The 17,272-nt window shown below is 61.3% G+C and carries 21 protein-coding genes and 1 tRNA gene; 20 read left to right on the top strand and 2 right to left on the bottom strand.

The features are described 5' to 3' along the window. Positions 1–92 precede the first annotated feature (92 nt). A complete protein-coding gene (locus tag ACK59L_RS14980) occupies positions 93–1,364 on the bottom strand; it encodes an OprD family porin (RefSeq protein WP_196135250.1) in 1,272 nt (423 codons plus the stop codon). A 586-nt stretch (positions 1,365–1,950) separates the two neighbouring features. Between ACK59L_RS14980 and ACK59L_RS14975 the strand changes: the two genes are divergently transcribed. Further along, positions 1,951–2,382 (top strand): HIT domain-containing protein, encoded by a 432-nt coding sequence (locus ACK59L_RS14975; protein ID WP_145254976.1) that lies wholly within the window; start codon positions 1,951–1,953, stop codon positions 2,380–2,382. After that, positions 2,372–2,578 carry a SlyX family protein gene (locus tag ACK59L_RS14970; RefSeq protein WP_196135249.1) on the top strand — a complete coding sequence of 69 codons (207 nt, stop codon included), beginning with the start codon at positions 2,372–2,374 and terminating at the stop codon, positions 2,576–2,578. The genes ACK59L_RS14975 and ACK59L_RS14970 overlap by 11 nt, the downstream gene beginning before the upstream one ends. A gap of 78 nt (positions 2,579–2,656) precedes the next feature. On the opposite strand, the gene ACK59L_RS14965 is transcribed toward ACK59L_RS14970, so the two are convergent. Beyond that, positions 2,657–3,250, bottom strand: a complete 594-nt coding sequence (locus tag ACK59L_RS14965; RefSeq protein WP_144966262.1) for a cold shock domain-containing protein — start codon at positions 3,248–3,250, stop codon at positions 2,657–2,659. Between the two features lie 274 nt (positions 3,251–3,524). Between ACK59L_RS14965 and ACK59L_RS14960 the strand changes: the two genes are divergently transcribed. The 18 genes from ACK59L_RS14960 to ACK59L_RS14875 all read left to right on the top strand — a co-directional run bounded on the left by ACK59L_RS14960 (position 3,525) and on the right by ACK59L_RS14875 (position 17,137). Next, the gene (locus ACK59L_RS14960; protein WP_023536324.1) at positions 3,525–3,998 is read left to right on the top strand and encodes a Dps family protein; all 474 of its coding nucleotides are present in this window, start codon (positions 3,525–3,527) and stop codon (positions 3,996–3,998) included. A 138-nt stretch (positions 3,999–4,136) separates the two neighbouring features. Then, entirely contained in the window at positions 4,137–4,466 is a 330-nt protein-coding gene (locus ACK59L_RS14955) for a ribbon-helix-helix domain-containing protein (RefSeq protein WP_027914213.1), read from the top strand. 92 nt (positions 4,467–4,558) lie between these two features. Then, positions 4,559–4,780, top strand: coding sequence for an FmdB family zinc ribbon protein (locus tag ACK59L_RS14950; protein WP_023536249.1), 222 nt, complete (start codon positions 4,559–4,561; stop codon positions 4,778–4,780). A gap of 93 nt (positions 4,781–4,873) precedes the next feature. After that, positions 4,874–6,649, top strand: a complete 1,776-nt coding sequence (gene aspS, locus ACK59L_RS14945; protein ID WP_409274466.1) for an aspartate--tRNA ligase — start codon at positions 4,874–4,876, stop codon at positions 6,647–6,649. A gap of 107 nt (positions 6,650–6,756) precedes the next feature. Then, positions 6,757–7,503, top strand: a complete 747-nt coding sequence (locus tag ACK59L_RS14940) for a YebC/PmpR family DNA-binding transcriptional regulator (RefSeq protein WP_058604316.1) — start codon at positions 6,757–6,759, stop codon at positions 7,501–7,503. Positions 7,504–7,662: 159 nt separating this feature from the next. Further along, complete coding sequence (ruvC, locus tag ACK59L_RS14935; RefSeq protein WP_409274463.1) at positions 7,663–8,187, top strand: crossover junction endodeoxyribonuclease RuvC; 525 nt, start codon at positions 7,663–7,665, stop codon at positions 8,185–8,187. A gap of 108 nt (positions 8,188–8,295) precedes the next feature. Then, the gene (gene ruvA, locus ACK59L_RS14930; RefSeq protein ID WP_058604315.1) at positions 8,296–8,913 is read left to right on the top strand and encodes a Holliday junction branch migration protein RuvA; all 618 of its coding nucleotides are present in this window, start codon (positions 8,296–8,298) and stop codon (positions 8,911–8,913) included. Further along, entirely contained in the window at positions 8,910–9,956 is a 1,047-nt protein-coding gene (ruvB, locus tag ACK59L_RS14925) for a Holliday junction branch migration DNA helicase RuvB (RefSeq protein WP_023536242.1), read from the top strand. Before ruvA ends, ruvB begins: the two co-directional genes overlap by 4 nt. Positions 9,957–10,080: 124 nt before the next feature. Continuing rightward, complete coding sequence (ybgC, locus tag ACK59L_RS14920; protein ID WP_058604314.1) at positions 10,081–10,533, top strand: tol-pal system-associated acyl-CoA thioesterase; 453 nt, start codon at positions 10,081–10,083, stop codon at positions 10,531–10,533. A 2-nt stretch (positions 10,534–10,535) separates the two neighbouring features. After that, the gene (tolQ, locus tag ACK59L_RS14915) at positions 10,536–11,231 is read left to right on the top strand and encodes a protein TolQ (protein WP_023536305.1); all 696 of its coding nucleotides are present in this window, start codon (positions 10,536–10,538) and stop codon (positions 11,229–11,231) included. A gap of 14 nt (positions 11,232–11,245) precedes the next feature. Beyond that, positions 11,246–11,698: a protein TolR gene (gene tolR, locus ACK59L_RS14910; protein ID WP_003254760.1), complete on the top strand. Its 453-nt coding sequence runs from the start codon at positions 11,246–11,248 to the stop codon at positions 11,696–11,698. Beyond that, a complete protein-coding gene (tolA, locus tag ACK59L_RS14905) occupies positions 11,698–12,819 on the top strand; it encodes a cell envelope integrity protein TolA (protein ID WP_100851032.1) in 1,122 nt (373 codons plus the stop codon). Before tolR ends, tolA begins: the two co-directional genes overlap by 1 nt. A gap of 26 nt (positions 12,820–12,845) precedes the next feature. Continuing rightward, positions 12,846–14,117: a Tol-Pal system beta propeller repeat protein TolB gene (tolB, locus tag ACK59L_RS14900; protein WP_058604312.1), complete on the top strand. Its 1,272-nt coding sequence runs from the start codon at positions 12,846–12,848 to the stop codon at positions 14,115–14,117. A gap of 54 nt (positions 14,118–14,171) precedes the next feature. Next, a complete protein-coding gene (gene pal / locus ACK59L_RS14895) occupies positions 14,172–14,675 on the top strand; it encodes a peptidoglycan-associated lipoprotein Pal (RefSeq protein WP_023536326.1) in 504 nt (167 codons plus the stop codon). Positions 14,676–14,681: 6 nt separating this feature from the next. Beyond that, positions 14,682–15,488, top strand: coding sequence for a tol-pal system protein YbgF (gene ybgF, locus ACK59L_RS14890; RefSeq protein WP_409274459.1), 807 nt, complete (start codon positions 14,682–14,684; stop codon positions 15,486–15,488). 174 nt (positions 15,489–15,662) lie between these two features. Continuing rightward, positions 15,663–16,310 carry a 7-carboxy-7-deazaguanine synthase QueE gene (gene queE, locus ACK59L_RS14885; protein ID WP_023536244.1) on the top strand — a complete coding sequence of 216 codons (648 nt, stop codon included), beginning with the start codon at positions 15,663–15,665 and terminating at the stop codon, positions 16,308–16,310. Between the two features lie 15 nt (positions 16,311–16,325). Next, positions 16,326–17,000, top strand: a complete 675-nt coding sequence (gene queC / locus ACK59L_RS14880; protein WP_409274456.1) for a 7-cyano-7-deazaguanine synthase QueC — start codon at positions 16,326–16,328, stop codon at positions 16,998–17,000. A 61-nt stretch (positions 17,001–17,061) separates the two neighbouring features. Further along, positions 17,062–17,137, top strand: a tRNA-Lys gene (locus tag ACK59L_RS14875). Positions 17,138–17,272 lie beyond the last annotated feature (135 nt).

The following is a 17,272-nucleotide window of genomic DNA, read 5'->3' as shown; positions in this document are numbered from 1 at the left end:
TACAGGATGCCCCAGGGCGTCCTGCTTGTCAGCCAAGAAAAAGCCCGGCACGGTCGCCGGGCTTTTCAGGTGCGAAGCGTTGCAAGCCAGGCTTACAGGATGCTCAGCGGGTACTCCACGATCAGGCGCAGCTCGTCCAGCGATGGGGAGCCGTAGTAGACGCCATCGGAAGAACGGTAGGTGGCTTGACGAACGCGGAAGCTCAGGTCCTTGGCAGGGCCCTCTTGCATCACGTACTTGATGTCGATGTCGCGTTCCCATTCCTTGCCGTTGCTGGTAGTGCCGGTGTCGGCGCCGCTGCCACGCACGTAGCGGGTCATGAAGCTCAGGCCTGGAATGCCGTACTCGGCGAAGTTCAGGTCGTAGCGAGCCTGCCAGGACTTCTCGCCTTCGGCGTTGAAGTCGGAACGGGCCACGGAGTTGGCCAGGAACACGGTGCCGCCACCGTCGACGCCGTAGCCATAGTCGCCGTCGCCGGTCACTTTCTGGTAGGCCAGGGTGAAGGTGTGGGCGCCGATGTTGTACGCACCGGACAGGCTGAACGCACGGTTGTCGAGCTTGGTCACGCCGTCTTTTTCGGCGCGCTGCAGGCCTTGGCCGTCGCTCTTGGTGTCATAGAAGTTGAAGTCGAACACCAGGCCTTGCTTGTCCGACAGCGGCAGCGCCCAGTTGACGTTGGCGTAGTATTTGCGCCAGTAGTCTTCGACCTTGGAGTAGTACAGGCTGGTGGACAGGCTGTCGGTGAAGGCGTAGGTACCGCCGAATACGTCGGCTTCTTTCAGGCGCAGGCTGTCACGGTTGGTCTGTTCCTGACCGGTCAGGCTGGTGAAGCGACCGGCGTGCAGGGTCAGGCCCTTGATGTCGTTGCTGGTCAGCAACGCGCCCTGGGCGATTTCCGGCAGCAGGCGGCTGTCGTCGGTGGCGAACACTGGCAGGGCAGTGAACTGGTCGCCGACTTTCAGCACGGTGTCGGAGATACGGAATTTAACCGCGCCGCCACCCTTGGAGTAGTCATCCTGTGCACGGCCGTCCGAGCCGTTCGGGAACAGGCCGGTGCCAGCACGGCCCTTGCCGCTGTCCAGTTTCAGGCCGAGCATGCCAATGGCGTCGATACCCACGCCCACGGTGCCCTGGGTGAAGCCCGACTCATAAGAGCCCACGAAGCCGAGGCCGGTTTCTTCACGGCGGCTTTGGCCGCCTTCGTTGTTGCGGAAATCACGGCTGAAATACAGCATGCGAGTTTTGACGCTCAGCTTGCTGTCTTCAATGAAACCTTTGGACTCATCCTGCGAAGAGGCCAGTGCCATCTGCGAGGACCCCGCCGAAACGGCCAGGGCGATCATGCTCCACTTCATCACGCGCATCGTGACTTGCTCCTTTGGTTTTTTTAGGAAGAGTACCGCTGCATCCAGGTGTTCTAGTTATAGGGTGCAGCTCTTTCTTGTTATGTCGGCGAAAATGTATAGCACGCTGAAGGTCGTTGGCGATATGGCGTAAAGCACTCTTGATGGAACTTTTTGGCCGTGTCGCTGTCGGGCAATTCAGCGTCGCATCCGAGGGTGGTGACGCCCGGTGTGCAGGTGTTTCAGAGAGCATGCCGACTTGGGGTGAAGGCAATGCAACAAGCGTGCTCAACTTGGGCTGGCATTGATGAATTTTTCACAAAATTTTCAGGAATTCGTTTCAACCGCCGTAAACACGGGGGTTGGTCGGACTGCACCTCAAGCCCGCCCGGCCAGGCTATTCAGTTGGCTAGCTTGCTATCAAAGTCAATGTGTTACCGCAACATGTTGATGCGGTGTCAATTGTGGTGGGCCACGCAGTGAGTCGACGTGGCGAAGCACCTTATTGGTGCGAAAAGTAGCGCTGTGTTACCGCAATTGCGCAAGGTATCCTTGCTGCCGTTTTTACCGCTACCGTGCGGGTCGCTTTGCCTGAAGGAGGTACGCCGTGTTCGTTCTTGATCCACGCTTGCAGCAGGACACTTGGGTGCTGGGTGATTTCGCCCTGTGCCAGTTGCTGCTGAGCCGAGATGCCAATTACCCCTGGTTCATCCTGGTGCCCCGCCGTGCCGAGGTCAGCGAACTGTTCGACCTGAGCCTGGATGACCAGCACCTGCTCTGGCAGGAAACCACGCAGCTTGCCGAGGCGCTCAAGCGCAGCTACGGGGCTGACAAGATGAACGTGGCGACGCTGGGCAATGTGGTCAGCCAAATGCACATGCACGTGATCGTTCGCCAGCACGATGATGTGGCCTGGCCTGCACCGGTCTGGGGCAAATGCCCGGCCGTGGCCTATACCGACGCACAAGTACAGGCGATACGCGCCCGCGTGCGAAATCTGCACCTCGAAGGTTTCCAGGAGGCCGCCGATGTCGCTTGAGCCGAGAATGATCGAGCTGGAAACGCGCCAGGCATTCCAGGACGACGCCCTGCAGGCGCTCAACGATGTGGTGGTCGAGCAAGGACGCGTGATCGAGCGGCTGCAGTTGCAGATGGCCGAGTTGATCAAGCGTTACGAAGAGATGGCAGGTCAGTATGGCAGCGAGGGTGAAGAGGCGCCGCCGCCTCACTATTGATCATCTGGTCGTCAGGCCTGTCGCACCCGTGGGCGAAGCGACAGGCCTGGTTTCAACGTGTTGAAGCCTGCTCGCCTGTCAGCGGCGCGTGACGGGGACCACATCCTCGGCCTGCAGGCCCTTGTCGCGGTGCATGACCGAGAACTCGACGCGTTGACCCTCTACCAGGATGCGATGGCCCTCGCCGCGGATGGCGCGAAAGTGCACGAAGATGTCATCGCCTGAATCCCTGGAAATGAACCCGAACCCCTTGGACGTATTGAACCACTTGACCGTGCCCATATCTCGGTTGCCGGCCTCCGTCAGTGGCTGTTGGCTGCTGCGTACCTTGCGCGTGCCCTGGGCAAAGCCTGCGCCCAGGTGCAGGGCCACGGCCAGAGCGGCGCACACCAGCGCCGCGAGGTTGCCAAGCTCCGGTCGAGCCAGCACGGTAAGGGTCTGCAGCACCACGGCCACCACCAGCAGGGCGCAGGCCAGGTATTGCAGCTGCTGCCTGGCACCTCGGTAGTACAGCGGCAGGACAGGCGCCAGGATCAGGTTGAGCAAGCCGAACAGGGCCAGGTAGACCGCGTCGGGTTGTTGCAGGAAAGGCGTTGCCTCGGTTTTAAGACTGGGTATGAACGCTAGCAGCAAGGCTGCCGCGCCTGTCACCAGGTGGACGATCTTGAACATGGGATTGGCTCACATTGATTGAAGCTGATCACGGGAAGAGCTGACAGCCCGGTGCGCATGAAGTGTTGGCGCGAACACGTGGCCTTCAGCCTATGCATTCGGCAATTGCAGTCCGCACGAATGGCACGCTGCCTATTTAACCGTAAACCTGCAGGCTACTCAAACTGCACCCGGCGCCCTGTGCCTGCGGCCACCTGACAGAGGCGCGGCGCTCAGAGTGTTGCTAAAGTGGTCGGCACCCGCTTGGGTTTCACGTTTTCCGAAGGGGAGCATCATGGCAATCGATATCGGCATCAGTGAAGAAGATCGCAAGTCCATCGTCGATGGGCTTTCCCGCCTGCTTTCAGATACCTACGTGCTGTATCTGAAAACCCACAACTTCCATTGGAACGTCACCGGGCCCTCGTTCCGTACCCTGCACCTGATGTTCGAGGAGCAGTACAACGAGCTGGCGCTGGCGGTGGACGCCATTGCCGAGCGCATCCGCGCCCTGGGGTTCCCGGCGCCTGGGTCCTACGCGTTCTACGCCAAGCACTCTTCGATCAAGGAAGAGGAGGGGGTTCCCCCAGCCGACGAGATGATCCGGCAACTGGTGCAAGGGCAGGAAGCGGTAGTGCGCACCGCCCGCAGCATCTTCCCAGCGGTTGACAAGGTCAGCGATGAACCCACCGCCGATCTGCTGACCCAGCGCATGCAGGTCCACGAAAAGACTGCATGGATGCTGCGCGTGTTGCTCGACGAGAAATAGCCGGGCCGTGCCGGCAGGCCTGCCCAGGGTGACTGGGCCGGCCTGCCGGTTTCTGTGCGGGAAGGGTTTGCCGCTGCTCTGCACTGGCGCGTTCGGCGCTTGATACACCCCTTGGTTCAATCATCAGGAGGTGTGCAGATGGCTCAGTCTGGCAAGCGGACGGCAGGTCAGGGGCGCTGGCCCGGCAAGCAATGCGTCGACCCATTCACGGCAGATTTCGACATGTTGCAGACCCAGCCTGTTTCCCGCTCGGTGCGGCTCAATGGTTTTTCCACCTGTCTGCGCCTTGAAGCCGTGTATTGGGGTATCCTCGAGCGCATTGCCGCTGCCAACCAGTGCTCGGTCAGTGCGGTGTTGTCCTACGTCGACCGTGAGGTGCACCTGCGCCAGGGGGGCGTGCGCAACTTCAGCGGGCTGATACGGGTGATCTGCGTTGCCTGGTTGCAGCAGCCACCGACGTCGCACTGATTGCCCGGCGGGCTGCGCAGCGCTGGTTAACCATATATAATCCCGCCTTTTGCTGCCCAGGCAGCCAGCGTTATGGTTGACGAGAGACATCCATGCCCCTTTACGACTATCAATGTGCGTCCTGCGAGCACCGTATGGAAGTGCTGCAGAAAATCAGCGCCGCGCCGCTCACCGATTGCCCGGCCTGCCAGGCGCCGGCGATGAAGAAACTGCTGTCGGTACCCGGCTTTCGCCTGAGCGGTAACGGCTGGTACGAAACCGACTTCAAGACCGGTGCGAAAAAGAATCTGGCAGGCGGCGACAAGGCCGACTGAGTTGAATGCTATGACCGGGTCTTGCAGTATTAGCCCTCCGGGCGGCCAAGGCCTCCATCGAATACACGAATCACGAGAAGCGAAACCACCATCATGATGCGCAGCCATTATTGCGGCCAACTGAACGAGAGCCTGGACGGCCAGGAAGTCACCCTTTGCGGCTGGGTCCATCGTCGCCGGGACCACGGCGGGGTGATCTTCCTCGACATCCGTGACCGCGAGGGCATGGCCCAGGTCGTTTTCGATCCGGATCGCGCCGACACCTTCGCCGCAGCCGACCGTGTGCGCAGCGAGTATGTCGTGCAGATCACCGGCAAGGTCCGCCGTCGCCCGGAAGGTGCGGTGAACAGCAGCATGGCCTCCGGTGCCATCGAAATCCTCGGCTACCAGCTCAATGTGCTGAACGAAGCCGAAACCCCGCCGTTCCCGCTGAACGAATACTCCGACGTTGGTGAAGAAACGCGTCTGCGCTACCGCTTCATCGACCTGCGTCGCCCTGAGATGGCCGACAAGCTGCGCCTGCGTTCGCGCATCACCAGCAGCATTCGACGCTTTCTCGACGAAAACGGCTTCCTCGACGTGGAAACGCCGATCCTGACCCGCGCCACCCCTGAAGGCGCGCGCGACTACCTGGTGCCAAGCCGTACCCACGCCGGTAGCTTCTTCGCCCTGCCGCAGTCGCCACAGCTGTTCAAGCAGTTGCTGATGGTCGCCGGTTTCGATCGTTACTACCAGATTGCCAAGTGCTTCCGCGACGAAGACCTGCGTGCCGATCGCCAGCCGGAATTCACCCAGATCGACATCGAGACCAGCTTCCTGGACGAGTCCGAGATCATGGGCCTGACCGAGAGCATGATCCGCAAGCTGTTCAAGGAAGTGCTGGACCTGGAGTTCGGCGAATTCCCGCACATGACCTTCGAGGAAGCCATGCGTCGCTATGGCTCCGACAAGCCAGACCTGCGCATCCCGCTGGAGCTGGTTGACGTCGCCGACCAGCTCAAGGACGTGGACTTCAAGGTATTCGCCGGCCCCGCCAACGATCCTAAATGCCGCGTCACCGCGCTGCGCCTGCCAGGCGGCGCCAGCATGCCGCGCAGCAAGATCGACGAATACACCAAGTTTGTCGGCATCTACGGTGCCCGTGGCCTTGCCTACATCAAGGTCAACGAGCGTGCCAAGGGCGTTGAAGGTCTGCAGTCGCCGATCGTCAAGAACATCCCCGAGGCCAATCTCAACACCATCCTCGACCGCGTGGGCGCCGTTGACGGCGACATCGTGTTCTTCGGTGCCGACAAGTTCAAGGTGGTCAGCGAAGCGCTGGGCGCCCTGCGTATTCGTCTGGGTCACGACTTCGAACTGTTCACCTGCGAGTGGGCGCCGATGTGGGTCGTCGATTTCCCCATGTTCGAAGAAAACGAAGACGGCAGCTTCACCGCGCTGCACCACCCGTTCACCGCGCCCAAGTGCACGCCCGAGGAACTGGAAGCCAACCCGGCCACGGCCCTGTCCCGTGCCTATGACATGGTGCTCAACGGCACCGAACTCGGTGGCGGCTCGATCCGTATCCACCGCAAGGAAATGCAGCAGGCAGTGTTCCGCCTACTGGGTATCGAGGCGGCGGAACAGGAAGAGAAGTTCGGCTTCCTGCTCGATGCCCTGAAGTTCGGTGCACCGCCTCACGGTGGCCTGGCCTTCGGCCTGGATCGCCTGGTCATGCTGATGACCGGCGCCCAGTCGATTCGTGAAGTGATTGCCTTCCCGAAAACCCAGAGCGCCGCGTGTGTCATGACCCAGGCGCCGGGCATGGTCGATGCCAAGGCATTGCGTGAGCTGCACATCCGTCTGCGCGAGCAGACCAAGGTCGAGTAATCGGCCCGGGCGCAGCCGGCGGTTGCGCCCACGCGCTTTGGCGCAGTCTTTCCACGTTCCGCCCTTCGGGGCGGAACCTGTTTCTGTTACACGGATCGGGAGTCGTTATGGCGGGTCATTCCAAGTGGGCGAACATCAAGCACCGCAAAGAGCGCCAGGATGCCAAGAGGGGCAAGGTATTCACCAAGTGGATCCGCGAGCTGACAGTCGCTGCCAAGCAAGGCGGCCCGGACCCTGCCTCCAACCCGCGCCTGCGCCTGGCGCTGGACAAGGCACTGGGCGCCAACATGAGCCGCGATATCATCGATCGCGCAGTGGCCCGTGGCGCCGGCACGAACGAAAGCGACAACGTCGAAGAGCTCACCTATGAAGGTTACGGGCCGGGCGGTGTAGCGATCATGGTCGAGGCCATGACCGATAACCGCAACCGCACAGCTGCAGCAGTGCGCCATGCCTTTACCAAGTGCGGGGGCAACCTGGGCACCGATGGCTCGGTCGCCTACCTGTTCGAGCGCAAGGGGCAGATCAGCTTTGCACCGGGCCTGGAGGAGGATGCCTTGATGGAGGCGGCCATGGAGGCCGATGCCGACGACGTGGTGGCCCACGAGGACGGTTCGTTTGACGTGTTCACCTCGTTCAACAGCTTCTACGCCGTGCGCAATGCCTTGGAAGAGGCCGGTTTCAAGGCGGCCGACGCCGAAATCGTGATGCAGCCGACCACCAGCGCCGAACTCGATCAGGAAGGCGCCGAGAAGGTACTCAAGCTGATCGACATGCTCGAAGACCTGGACGACGTACAGAACGTCTACTCCAATGCGCAGATTTCCGACGAGATCATGGAAAACCTCGGCTGAGGGCTTTCCGGCGCGCCATACTGACGCTTCCGGGCGTCGTACAGGCCCTTTCGCAGGGCACCCGTGGCACAGGTGGCGACACATGCGACCTGGCCAGGGGGTTGACCTGCGAAAGGGCCTGTACTGTTTGCACACCGCTCTACTTCAACGACAGGCGCTATGACTCTGATTCTAGGTATCGACCCCGGCTCGCGCATCACAGGTTATGGCGTCGTCCGCCAGACCGTACGTGGTTGCGAGTACGTGGCCTCAGGCTGCATCCGCACAGGCAGTGGTGAACTGCACGAGCGCTTGCAGATCGTGTTTCGGGGGGTCAGCGAAGTCATCGGTCAGCATGGCCCGGTGACCATGGGCATCGAGCGGGTGTTCATGGCCCGCAACGCCGATTCCGCCCTCAAACTGGGGCAAGCCCGAGGCGCGGCCATCGTCGCCGCGGCTGAAGCAGGCTTGGAAATCGCCGAGTACAGCGCCACTCAGGTCAAGCAGGCGGTGGCCGGTACCGGCGGGGCGAACAAGGACCAGGTGATGATGATGGTCATGCACCTGCTCAAGCTGACCCAGAAGCCCCAGATCGATGCTTCCGACGCGCTGGCCATCGCCTTGTGCCATGCCCACACCCGTTCAAGTCTGGTGCCCCATGGGCTGTCGACGGCGCGTCGGCGCGGTGGGCGCTTGCGTCTGTAAGCGCTTCATGCGCTGATACACATTTTGTGCAGGTGGAGCGTCCGCCTGCCGTATTTGCTGATAGGGTTGAGCAGCCATCGAGCAGCTCCCCGTGAAAAGGATCGAAACGTGATCGGACGTTTGCGCGGCACCCTGGCGGAAAAGCAGCCGCCGCACCTCATCATCGACGTCAATGGCGTGGGCTACGAACTGGAAGTCCCCATGACGACGCTTTATCGCCTGCCCAAGGTCGGCGAACCGGTGACAGTGCACACACACCTTGTGGTGCGCGAAGACGCCCACCTGCTCTATGGCTTTGCCGAAAAGCGCGAGCGCGAATTGTTCCGCGAACTGATTCGGCTCAACGGTGTAGGCCCCAAGCTGGCCCTGGCACTGATGTCCGGGCTTGAGATCGACGAGCTGGTGCGCTGCGTCCAGGCCCAGGATGCCTCGGTGTTGGTACGCGTACCCGGCGTAGGCAAAAAAACAGCAGAGCGCCTGCTGGTCGAGCTCAAGGACCGCTTCAAGGCCTGGGAAACGTCGCCGGCCATGTTCACGCTGGTGTCCGATGGCCCACTGCCGGCCGCCAGCGAGTCCAGCGCCGAGGCGGATGCGGTCAGCGCCCTGGTGTCCCTGGGCTACAAGCCTCAGGAAGCGAGCAAGGCCATCGGCGCGATCAAGGACAAGTCGGGGCTTTCCAGTGAAGAGCTGATTCGTCGCAGCCTCAAGGGGATGATTACCAAGTGATCGAAGCCGACCGCCTGATCGCTGCCAGTGGCCGCGACCGCGAAGAAGTCCAGGATCGCGCCATCCGGCCATTGCGGCTGGAGGAGTACATCGGCCAGCCCGTGGTGCGCGAGCAGATGGCGTTGTTCATCCAGGCGGCGCGTGGGCGCAGCGAGTCGCTCGACCACACGCTGATCTTCGGGCCGCCAGGCCTGGGCAAGACCACCCTGGCCAACATCATCGCCCACGAAATGGGGGTGTCGGTCAAAAGCACCTCGGGGCCGATTCTCGAGCGCCCTGGCGACTTGGCCGCCATGCTGACCAACCTTGAGCCTCATGACGTGCTCTTCATCGATGAGATCCACCGGCTCTCGCCGGTCGTCGAAGAAGTGCTCTACCCAGCCATGGAAGACTTCCAGCTCGACATCATGATCGGCGAAGGCCCGGCGGCCCGCTCGATCAAGCTCGACCTGCCACCTTTCACGCTGGTCGGGGCCACGACGCGCGCCGGCATGCTCACCAACCCGCTGCGCGATCGTTTCGGTATCGTGCAGCGGCTGGAGTTCTACAGCGACAAGGACCTGGCCACCATCGTCAGCCGTTCGGCCAACATCCTGGGCCTGGTCATCGAGGACCTCGGTGCCTACGAGATCGCACGCCGTGCCCGTGGCACGCCGCGCATTGCCAACCGCTTGCTGCGGCGGGTACGCGACTACGCCGAGGTGCGCGGCAAGGGCCAGATCACCAAGGCCGTGGCCGACATGGCGCTCAACCTGCTGGACGTCGATGAGCGCGGCTTCGACCATTCCGACAGGCGCCTGCTGCTGACCATGATCGAGAAGTTCGACGGTGGCCCGGTCGGCGTCGACAACCTTGCCGCCGCCATCAGCGAAGAACGTCACACCATCGAGGACGTGCTCGAGCCCTATCTCATCCAGCAGGGCTACATCATGCGCACCCCCCGTGGCCGTGTGGTGACCCGGCACGCCTACCTGCACTTCGGCCTGAATGTTCCCGGGCGGTTGGGGGAGGGCGCGGATTTTTCCGAGCCGGGTGATGAATGACAGATCGAAACACGCTTTTCGTGGTCCTACCGCTGGCATGCAGCGGGGGCGTTGGCACCTGGACATGAATGTTGAAAAACAGTTGCCAGAGCGGATTGGCAAGCCGAGGAGTAAGCACTAGAGTATGCGCGCGCAAAAAGGCCTGGAACCGTTCACACACCGTTGTCGCGTCTATTACGAAGATACCGATGCCGGTGGCGTGGTGTATTACGTCAACTACCTGAAATTCATGGAGCGCGCGCGCACCGAACGCTTGCGGCACCTGGGCTTTTCCCAGTCGCAACTGGCTGACGACAACCTGCTGTTCGTGGTCCATTCCAGCGAAGCGCGCTACCACGCGCCGGCGCGGCTGGACGATGAATTGCGGGTGACCGCGCACGTACTTGAACTCAATCGCGCCAGCTTGCACTTCGTGCAGCAAGTGTGGCGGGAAAGGGACGACACGCTGCTCTGCGAAGGGCGGTTCCTGATAGCCGCTGTGCGCGCCGACACTTTCAAACCCCGAGCCATACCTCCCCAGCTGCGCGACGCCTTTGCGGCAGACGGCTCGGGTAATCAATCGAATGCAGGAGAATAAGCGTGGAAGCTAACGTCGTCGACCATACCTCCATGTGGAGTCTGGTCAGTAACGCCAGCGTCGTGGTGCAGCTGGTGATGCTGACCCTGGTGGCCGCCTCGGTCACCTCGTGGATCATGATTTTCCAGCGCAGCACCATGCTGCGCGCCGGTCGTCGTGCGCTCGATGCTTTCGAGGAGCGCTTCTGGTCGGGTATCGACCTGTCCAAGCTGTACCGCCAGGCCGGTAGCAACCCGGACCCGGACTCGGGTGTGGAGCAGGTCTTCCGTGCAGGCTTCAAGGAGTTTTCCCGCCTGCGTCAGCAACCTGGCGTTGACCCGGATGCCGTGATGGAAGGGGTTGGCCGTGCCATGCGCGTTGCCATTTCCCGCGAAGAAGAAAAGCTCGAGCAAAGTTTGCCGTTCCTGGCGACCGTGGGTTCGACCAGCCCCTATATCGGCCTGTTCGGTACCGTGTGGGGCATCATGAACTCCTTCCGCGGCCTGGCCAGCGCCCAGCAAGCTACGCTCGCCACCGTTGCGCCGGGCATCGCCGAGGCGTTGATCGCCACGGCCATCGGCCTGTTCGCAGCCATCCCGGCGGTGATTGCGTACAACCGCTTCGCGGCCCGCAGCGAGACGCTGATCGGCCGTTACTACACCTTCGCCGACGAGTTCCAGGCGATCCTGCACCGCAAAGTGCACACCAGCGAAGAGTAATCAGGTAGAAGCCCATGGCCCGAGTTCGCCACAAACGCAAGCCCGTCGCCGAGATGAACGTGGTGCCCTACATCGACGTGATGCTGGTGCTGCTGGTCATCTTCATGGTGACGGCGCCCATGCTCAACCAGGGCGTGAAGGTCGACCTGCCCAAGGTTTCCAGCGAAGCCTTGCCGCAGGACAACAACGTCCAGATCCTTACCATTTCCATCAAGGCCGACAAGACCTACTACTGGAACCTTGGCAGCGAAGTCGATACCGACAAGCAGATGGACAAGGCCATGACCCTGCCGGCCATGACCGACGCCGTCACCAAGATCATCGCGGCCGGCCGCGACCAGGGCAAGCAGACCCAGGTATTCATCCGCGGCGACAAGGCGGTGGACTACGGCGCGGTCATGGGTGCCATGGGCGGGCTGCAGAAAGCCGGTGTCGGTAACGTCGGCCTGATTACCGAGGCACCCTGATGCAACAGCGAGAGCCCTCTGCCTCGGAAAGCTACTTCTGGCCCAGTGTCTGGGCCATCGGCCTGCATGTGCTGGTGTTCGGCATGCTGTTCGTAAGCTTTGCCATGACGCCCGAACTGCCGCCGGCCAAGCCGATCGTTCAGGCTACGCTGTATCAGCTCAAGTCCAAGAGCCAGGCCACCACTCAGACCAATCAAAAGATTGCCGGGGAAGCCAAGAAAACCGCTTCGCGCCAGACCGAGGTCGAGCAGCTTGAGCAGAAGAAGGTCGAGCAGGAAGCGGTGAAAGCTGCGGAACAAAAGAAAGCCGACGCTGCTCAAAAGGCCCAGGAGGCACGCGAGGCAGCCGAGGCCAAGAAAGCCGAGGACGCTGCCAAGGCCGCTGAAGCTGCCAAAGCCGCCGAGGCCAAGAAAGCGGCTGAAGCCAAGAAGGCCGATGAGGCGAAGAAAGCGGCCGAGAAACAGCAGGCTGACATCGCCAAGAAGAAGGCCGAGGAAGAAGCGAAGAAAAAAGCCGAAGAAGAGGCCAAGAAACAGGCCGCTGAAGAGGCGAAGAAGCAAGCTGCCGAGGAGGCCAAGAAGAAGGCCGCCGAGGATGCGAAGAAAAAAGCGGCCGAAGACGCCAAGAAGAAGGCGGCAGCGGCCGAAGAAGCGAAGAAGAAGGCAGCCGAAGACGCCAAGAAGAAGGCCGCGGCCGATGCCCAGAAGAAAAAGGCACAGGAAGCGGCTCGCAAGGCGGCTGAAGACAAGAAGGCACAGGCCCTGGCCGAGCTCTTGTCCGACACCACCGAGCGGCAGCAGGCGCTGGCCGATGAGCAGGGTGACCAGGTGGCCGGCGACTTCGACGACTTGATCCGCATGCGCGCGGCAGAAGGCTGGGCTCGCCCGCCATCGGCGCGTAAAGGCATGACGGTGGTACTGCAGATCAGCATGTTGCCCGATGGCACCATCACCAGCGTCAGTGTGGCCCGGTCAAGCGGTGACGGCCCCTACGACAGCTCGGCGGTGGCAGCGGTGAAAAACATCGGTCGCCTGACTGAAATGCAGGGCATGAAGCCGAGCGATTTCAACCAATATCGCTCGTTCAAGATGACATTTACACCTGAGGATCTAGCGTTGTGATTAAACGTCTGAGAGGACTGCTGGTCATGCTGTGCTGCGTGGCAGGCATGGCCGTAGCAGAGGAAAAGAACATCCTGGTCACCAGTGGCAGTGACCGGGCAACGCCAATTGCGGTGGTGCCGTTCGCTGTTCAGGGTGGCAGTGTGCTGCCTGAAGACATGGCCGACATCATCGGCAACGACCTGCGCAACTCCGGCTACTATTCGCCTATCCCGCGCCAGAACATGATCAGCCAGCCATCCCAGGCCAGCGAAGTCATCTTCCGCGACTGGAAGGCGCTGGGTGCCCAGTACGTGATGGTCGGCAGCATCGTGCCCTCCGGTGGGCGCTTGCAGGTGCAATATGCCCTGTTCAACGTCGCCACCGAGCAGCAGGTCCTGACCGGCAGCGTCGCTGGCAGCACCGACCAGTTGCGCGACATGTCGCACTACATCGCCGACCAGTCGTTCGAGAAGCTGACCGGTATCAAGGGTGCCTTCTCCACGCGCATGCTGTACGTGACGGCCGAGCGCTTCTCCACCAACAACACGCGCTACACCCTGCAGCGTTCGGACTATGACGGTGCCCGCGCCGTGACCCTGCTGCAGTCCCGCGAGCCCATCCTGTCGCCGCGCTTTGCGCCCGATGGCAAACGCATCGCCTATGTATCGTTCGAGCAGAAGCGCCCGCGTATCTTCGTCCAGCACATCGATACCGGTCGCCGTGAACAGGTCACCAACTTCGAAGGCCTCAATGGCGCACCTGCCTGGTCGCCCGATGGTTCGCGCCTGGCCTTCGTGTTGTCCAAGGATGGCAACCCGGATATCTACGTGATGAACGTGGCTTCGCGTCAGATCAGCCGCGTGACCGCCGGCCCTGGCATCAATACCGAGCCCTTCTGGGGTAAAGACGGCAACACCCTGTACTTCACGTCCGACCGGGGCGGCAAGCCGCAGATCTACAAACAGTCGGTCAGTGGCGGCAGCGCCGAGCGCGTAACCTTCGTGGGTAACTACAACGCCAACCCCAAACTCTCGGCGGATGAAAAGACCCTGGTGATGATTCACCGCCAACAGGGTTTCACCAACTTCAAAGTTGCCGCCCAGGACTTGCAACGCGGAAGTGTAAAGATTCTCTCGGAAACAAGTCTTGATGAGTCTCCCACTGTTGCGCCCAACGGCACCATGCTAATCTACGCCACCCGCCAGCAGGGCCGGGGAGTCTTGATGCTCGTGTCGCTTAATGGCCGCGTGAGGCTCCCACTTCCTACCGCTCAAGGCGAAGTCAGAGAACCGTCCTGGTCCCCTTACCTGAACTGATTGCGGCGTAATACGTTTTGCTTAACACACTGGGGTTTCATTAGGAGTTTCACGATGGAAATGCTGAAGTTTGGTAAATTCGCTGCGCTGGCTCTGGCCATGGCCGTGGCTGTAGGTTGCTCCTCCAAGGGCGGTGACAACGCAGGTGAAGGCGCTGGCGCCGTTGACCCGAACGCTGGCTACGGTGCCAACACCGGCGCAGTCGACGGTTCCCTGAGCGAAGAAGCCGCTCTGCGCGCAATCACCACCTTCTACTTCGAATACGACAGCTCGGACCTGAAGCCAGAAGCCATGCGCGCTCTGGACGTTCACGCCAAGGACCTGAAAGCCAACGGCAACCGCGTTGTCCTGGAAGGCAACACCGACGAGCGCGGCACCCGCGAGTACAACATGGCTCTGGGTGAGCGTCGTGCCAAGGCCGTTCAGCGCTACCTGGTTCTGCAGGGCGTTTCCCCTGCTCAGCTGGAAGTGGTTTCCTACGGTGAAGAGCGTCCAGTTGCTACCGGCAACGACGAGCAGTCCTGGGCTCAAAACCGTCGCGTAGAACTGCGTAAGTAAGTTCCTATGCGCAAGTGCCGCCGTGCAGTAACCGTCCTCGCACTCAGCCTGCCCCTTTCGGCGTGGGCTGCAGTCCCTGTAGTAGATGACAACACAGGCAGCTATCCGCCTGCGGGTTATGGCACGAGCGGCGCCTATGCCGGGTCAGGGGCTTCGGCCCCTGCCTCTGCACAGGGCCAGCTGTTCATGCAGCTGCAACAGATGCAGGATCAGCTTTCCCGCCAGCAAGGCATCATCGAAGAATTGCAAAACGATGTGTCTCGCATGAAGCAGGAAAACCTGGAGCGATACCAGGACCTGGACCGTCGCATCAACAGTGGCGCCGCGCCTGCCGCGACCTCTGACAATTCTTCCGCCGGTGGTGCCTCTGGCGCCGCCGCGGGGGCTGCAGCCGGTGCTGCTGCCCAACAAACGGCCGCCAGTAGCGAGCCCGGTGATCCGGCCAAGGAGAAGCTCTACTACGATGCTGCCTTCGACCTGATCAAGCAAAAAGACTTCGACAAGGCCAGCCAGGCGTTCAACGCCTTCCTGCGCAAGTACCCCAGCAGCCAATATGCCGGTAACGCACAGTATTGGCTGGGCGAAGTGAACCTGGCCAAGGGTGATCTGCAGGGCGCAAGCCAGGCGTTCGCCCAGGTAAGCCAGAAGTACCCCAAACACAGCAAGGTGCCAGACTCCTTGTACAAACTGGCCGACGTCGAGCGTCGTCTCGGCCATACGGACAAGGTAAAGGGCATTCTTCAGCAGGTGGTTACCCAATATCCGGGCACATCGGCTGCGCAACTGGCGCAGCGAGACCTGCAAAAGCTGTGAAGTAATGCGGCGTTTGCCCCCCGTTCGAAAGAAACCCGCGCCTGGCGCGGGTTTTTTCGTTAGAATCACCGCCCTTTTTTCGTAAACACGCTGTCACGGATAACGCTATGTCGAGTCCGTGCCAGTGCCTGACGGAGGCGGGCAGCCTGTTTTGCTGTCACGCCCGTGGCGATCATGCAAGATACATTACGCATCACCGAAGTCTTTTACTCGTTGCAGGGTGAAACACGAACGGCTGGGCTGCCCACGGTATTCGTGCGGCTCACCGGTTGCCCCCTGCGTTGCCAATACTGCGACAGCGCCTATGCCTTCAGTGGCGGCACCCTTCGCAGCCTGGATTCGATCCTTGAACAGGTGGCCGGCTTCAAGCCGCGCTATGTCTGCGTGACGGGCGGCGAGCCCCTTGCTCAGCCTAACGCCTTGCCCCTGTTGCAGCGCCTGTGCGACGCCGGTTACGAAGTCTCGCTGGAAACCAGCGGCGCGCTCGATATCGCCGGCACCGACACCCGTGTCAGCCGCGTCGTCGACCTGAAAACCCCAGGTTCGGAAGAATCGCACCGCAACCGCTATGAGAACATCGAGCACCTGACGCGCAACGACCAGGTCAAGTTCGTCATCTGCTCCCGCGAAGATTACGACTGGGCGGTGTCCAAGTTGATTCAGTACAACCTGGCCGAGCGCGCCGGCGAAGTATTGTTCTCGCCCAGCCACCACCAAGTGAGTGCCACTGACCTGGCCGACTGGATCGTTGCCGACAACTTGCCTGTGCGTTTCCAGCTTCAGCTGCACAAGCTGTTGTGGAACGACGAACCTGGCCGCTGAGCAAGAGAGTGAGACATGACTGATAAACGCGCAGTGATTCTTCTGTCCGGTGGTCTGGACTCGGCCACGGTAGTGGCCATGGCCAAGGCCCAGGGCTATGCCTGCTATACCATGAGCTTCGATTACGGCCAGCGTCACCGCGCCGAGCTCAACGCCGCTGCACGGGTCGCCCAGGACCTGGGCGTGGTAGAGCACAAGGTGATCGGGCTGAACCTGGACGGTATCGGTGGCTCGGCCCTGACCGACAGCAGCATCGATGTGCCGGAAACGCCGGGGGAGGGTATCCCGGTGACCTACGTGCCAGCGCGCAACACGGTGTTTCTGTCGCTGGCGCTGGGCTGGGCTGAAGTGCTGCAAGCCCGTGACATTTTCATCGGTGTCAATGCCGTGGATTATTCCGGCTACCCGGACTGCCGCCCCGAATTCGTCGAAGCCTTCGAACGCATGGCCAACTTGGCCACCAAGGCAGGGGTCGAAGGGCAGTGTTTCCGCATTCAGGCGCCCTTGCAGAACATGAGCAAAGCCCAGATCGTCCAGGCCGGCGTGGCACACGGGGTCGACTATAGCTTGACTGTGTCGTGCTACCAGGCTGATGACGACGGGCGTGCCTGTGGCAAGTGCGACAGCTGCCGCTTGCGCGCTGACGGCTTCAAGGCAGCATCCGTGGCGGACCCAACGCGCTATTTTTAAGAAATTTAACTGCGGGGTGTTGATTTCTCTATAGAAATCAGTATTATACGCGCCATCCAACGGGTCGTTAGCTCAGTTGGTAGAGCAGTTGGCTTTTAACCAATTGGTCGTAGGTTCGAATCCTACACGACCCACCATCTTCGCAGCGGTTGCGAATACTCAAGCTAGACCACCGGGTCAGCGTCAAGTAAAGCAATCGTATGAATCGAACAGTCAGTTCGCTTCTGTGTGAAATCTGTACGAGAAGCCCGCCCTTATCGGCGGGCTTTTTC

The organism is Pseudomonas sp. KCJK9111 (genome assembly GCF_046231935.1).
Classification (GTDB): Bacteria; Pseudomonadota; Gammaproteobacteria; order Pseudomonadales; family Pseudomonadaceae; genus Aquipseudomonas; species Aquipseudomonas parafulva_B.
The sequence above is the reverse complement of the archived record's forward strand: the minus strand, read 5'-3'. Positions and strand labels throughout refer to the sequence as shown.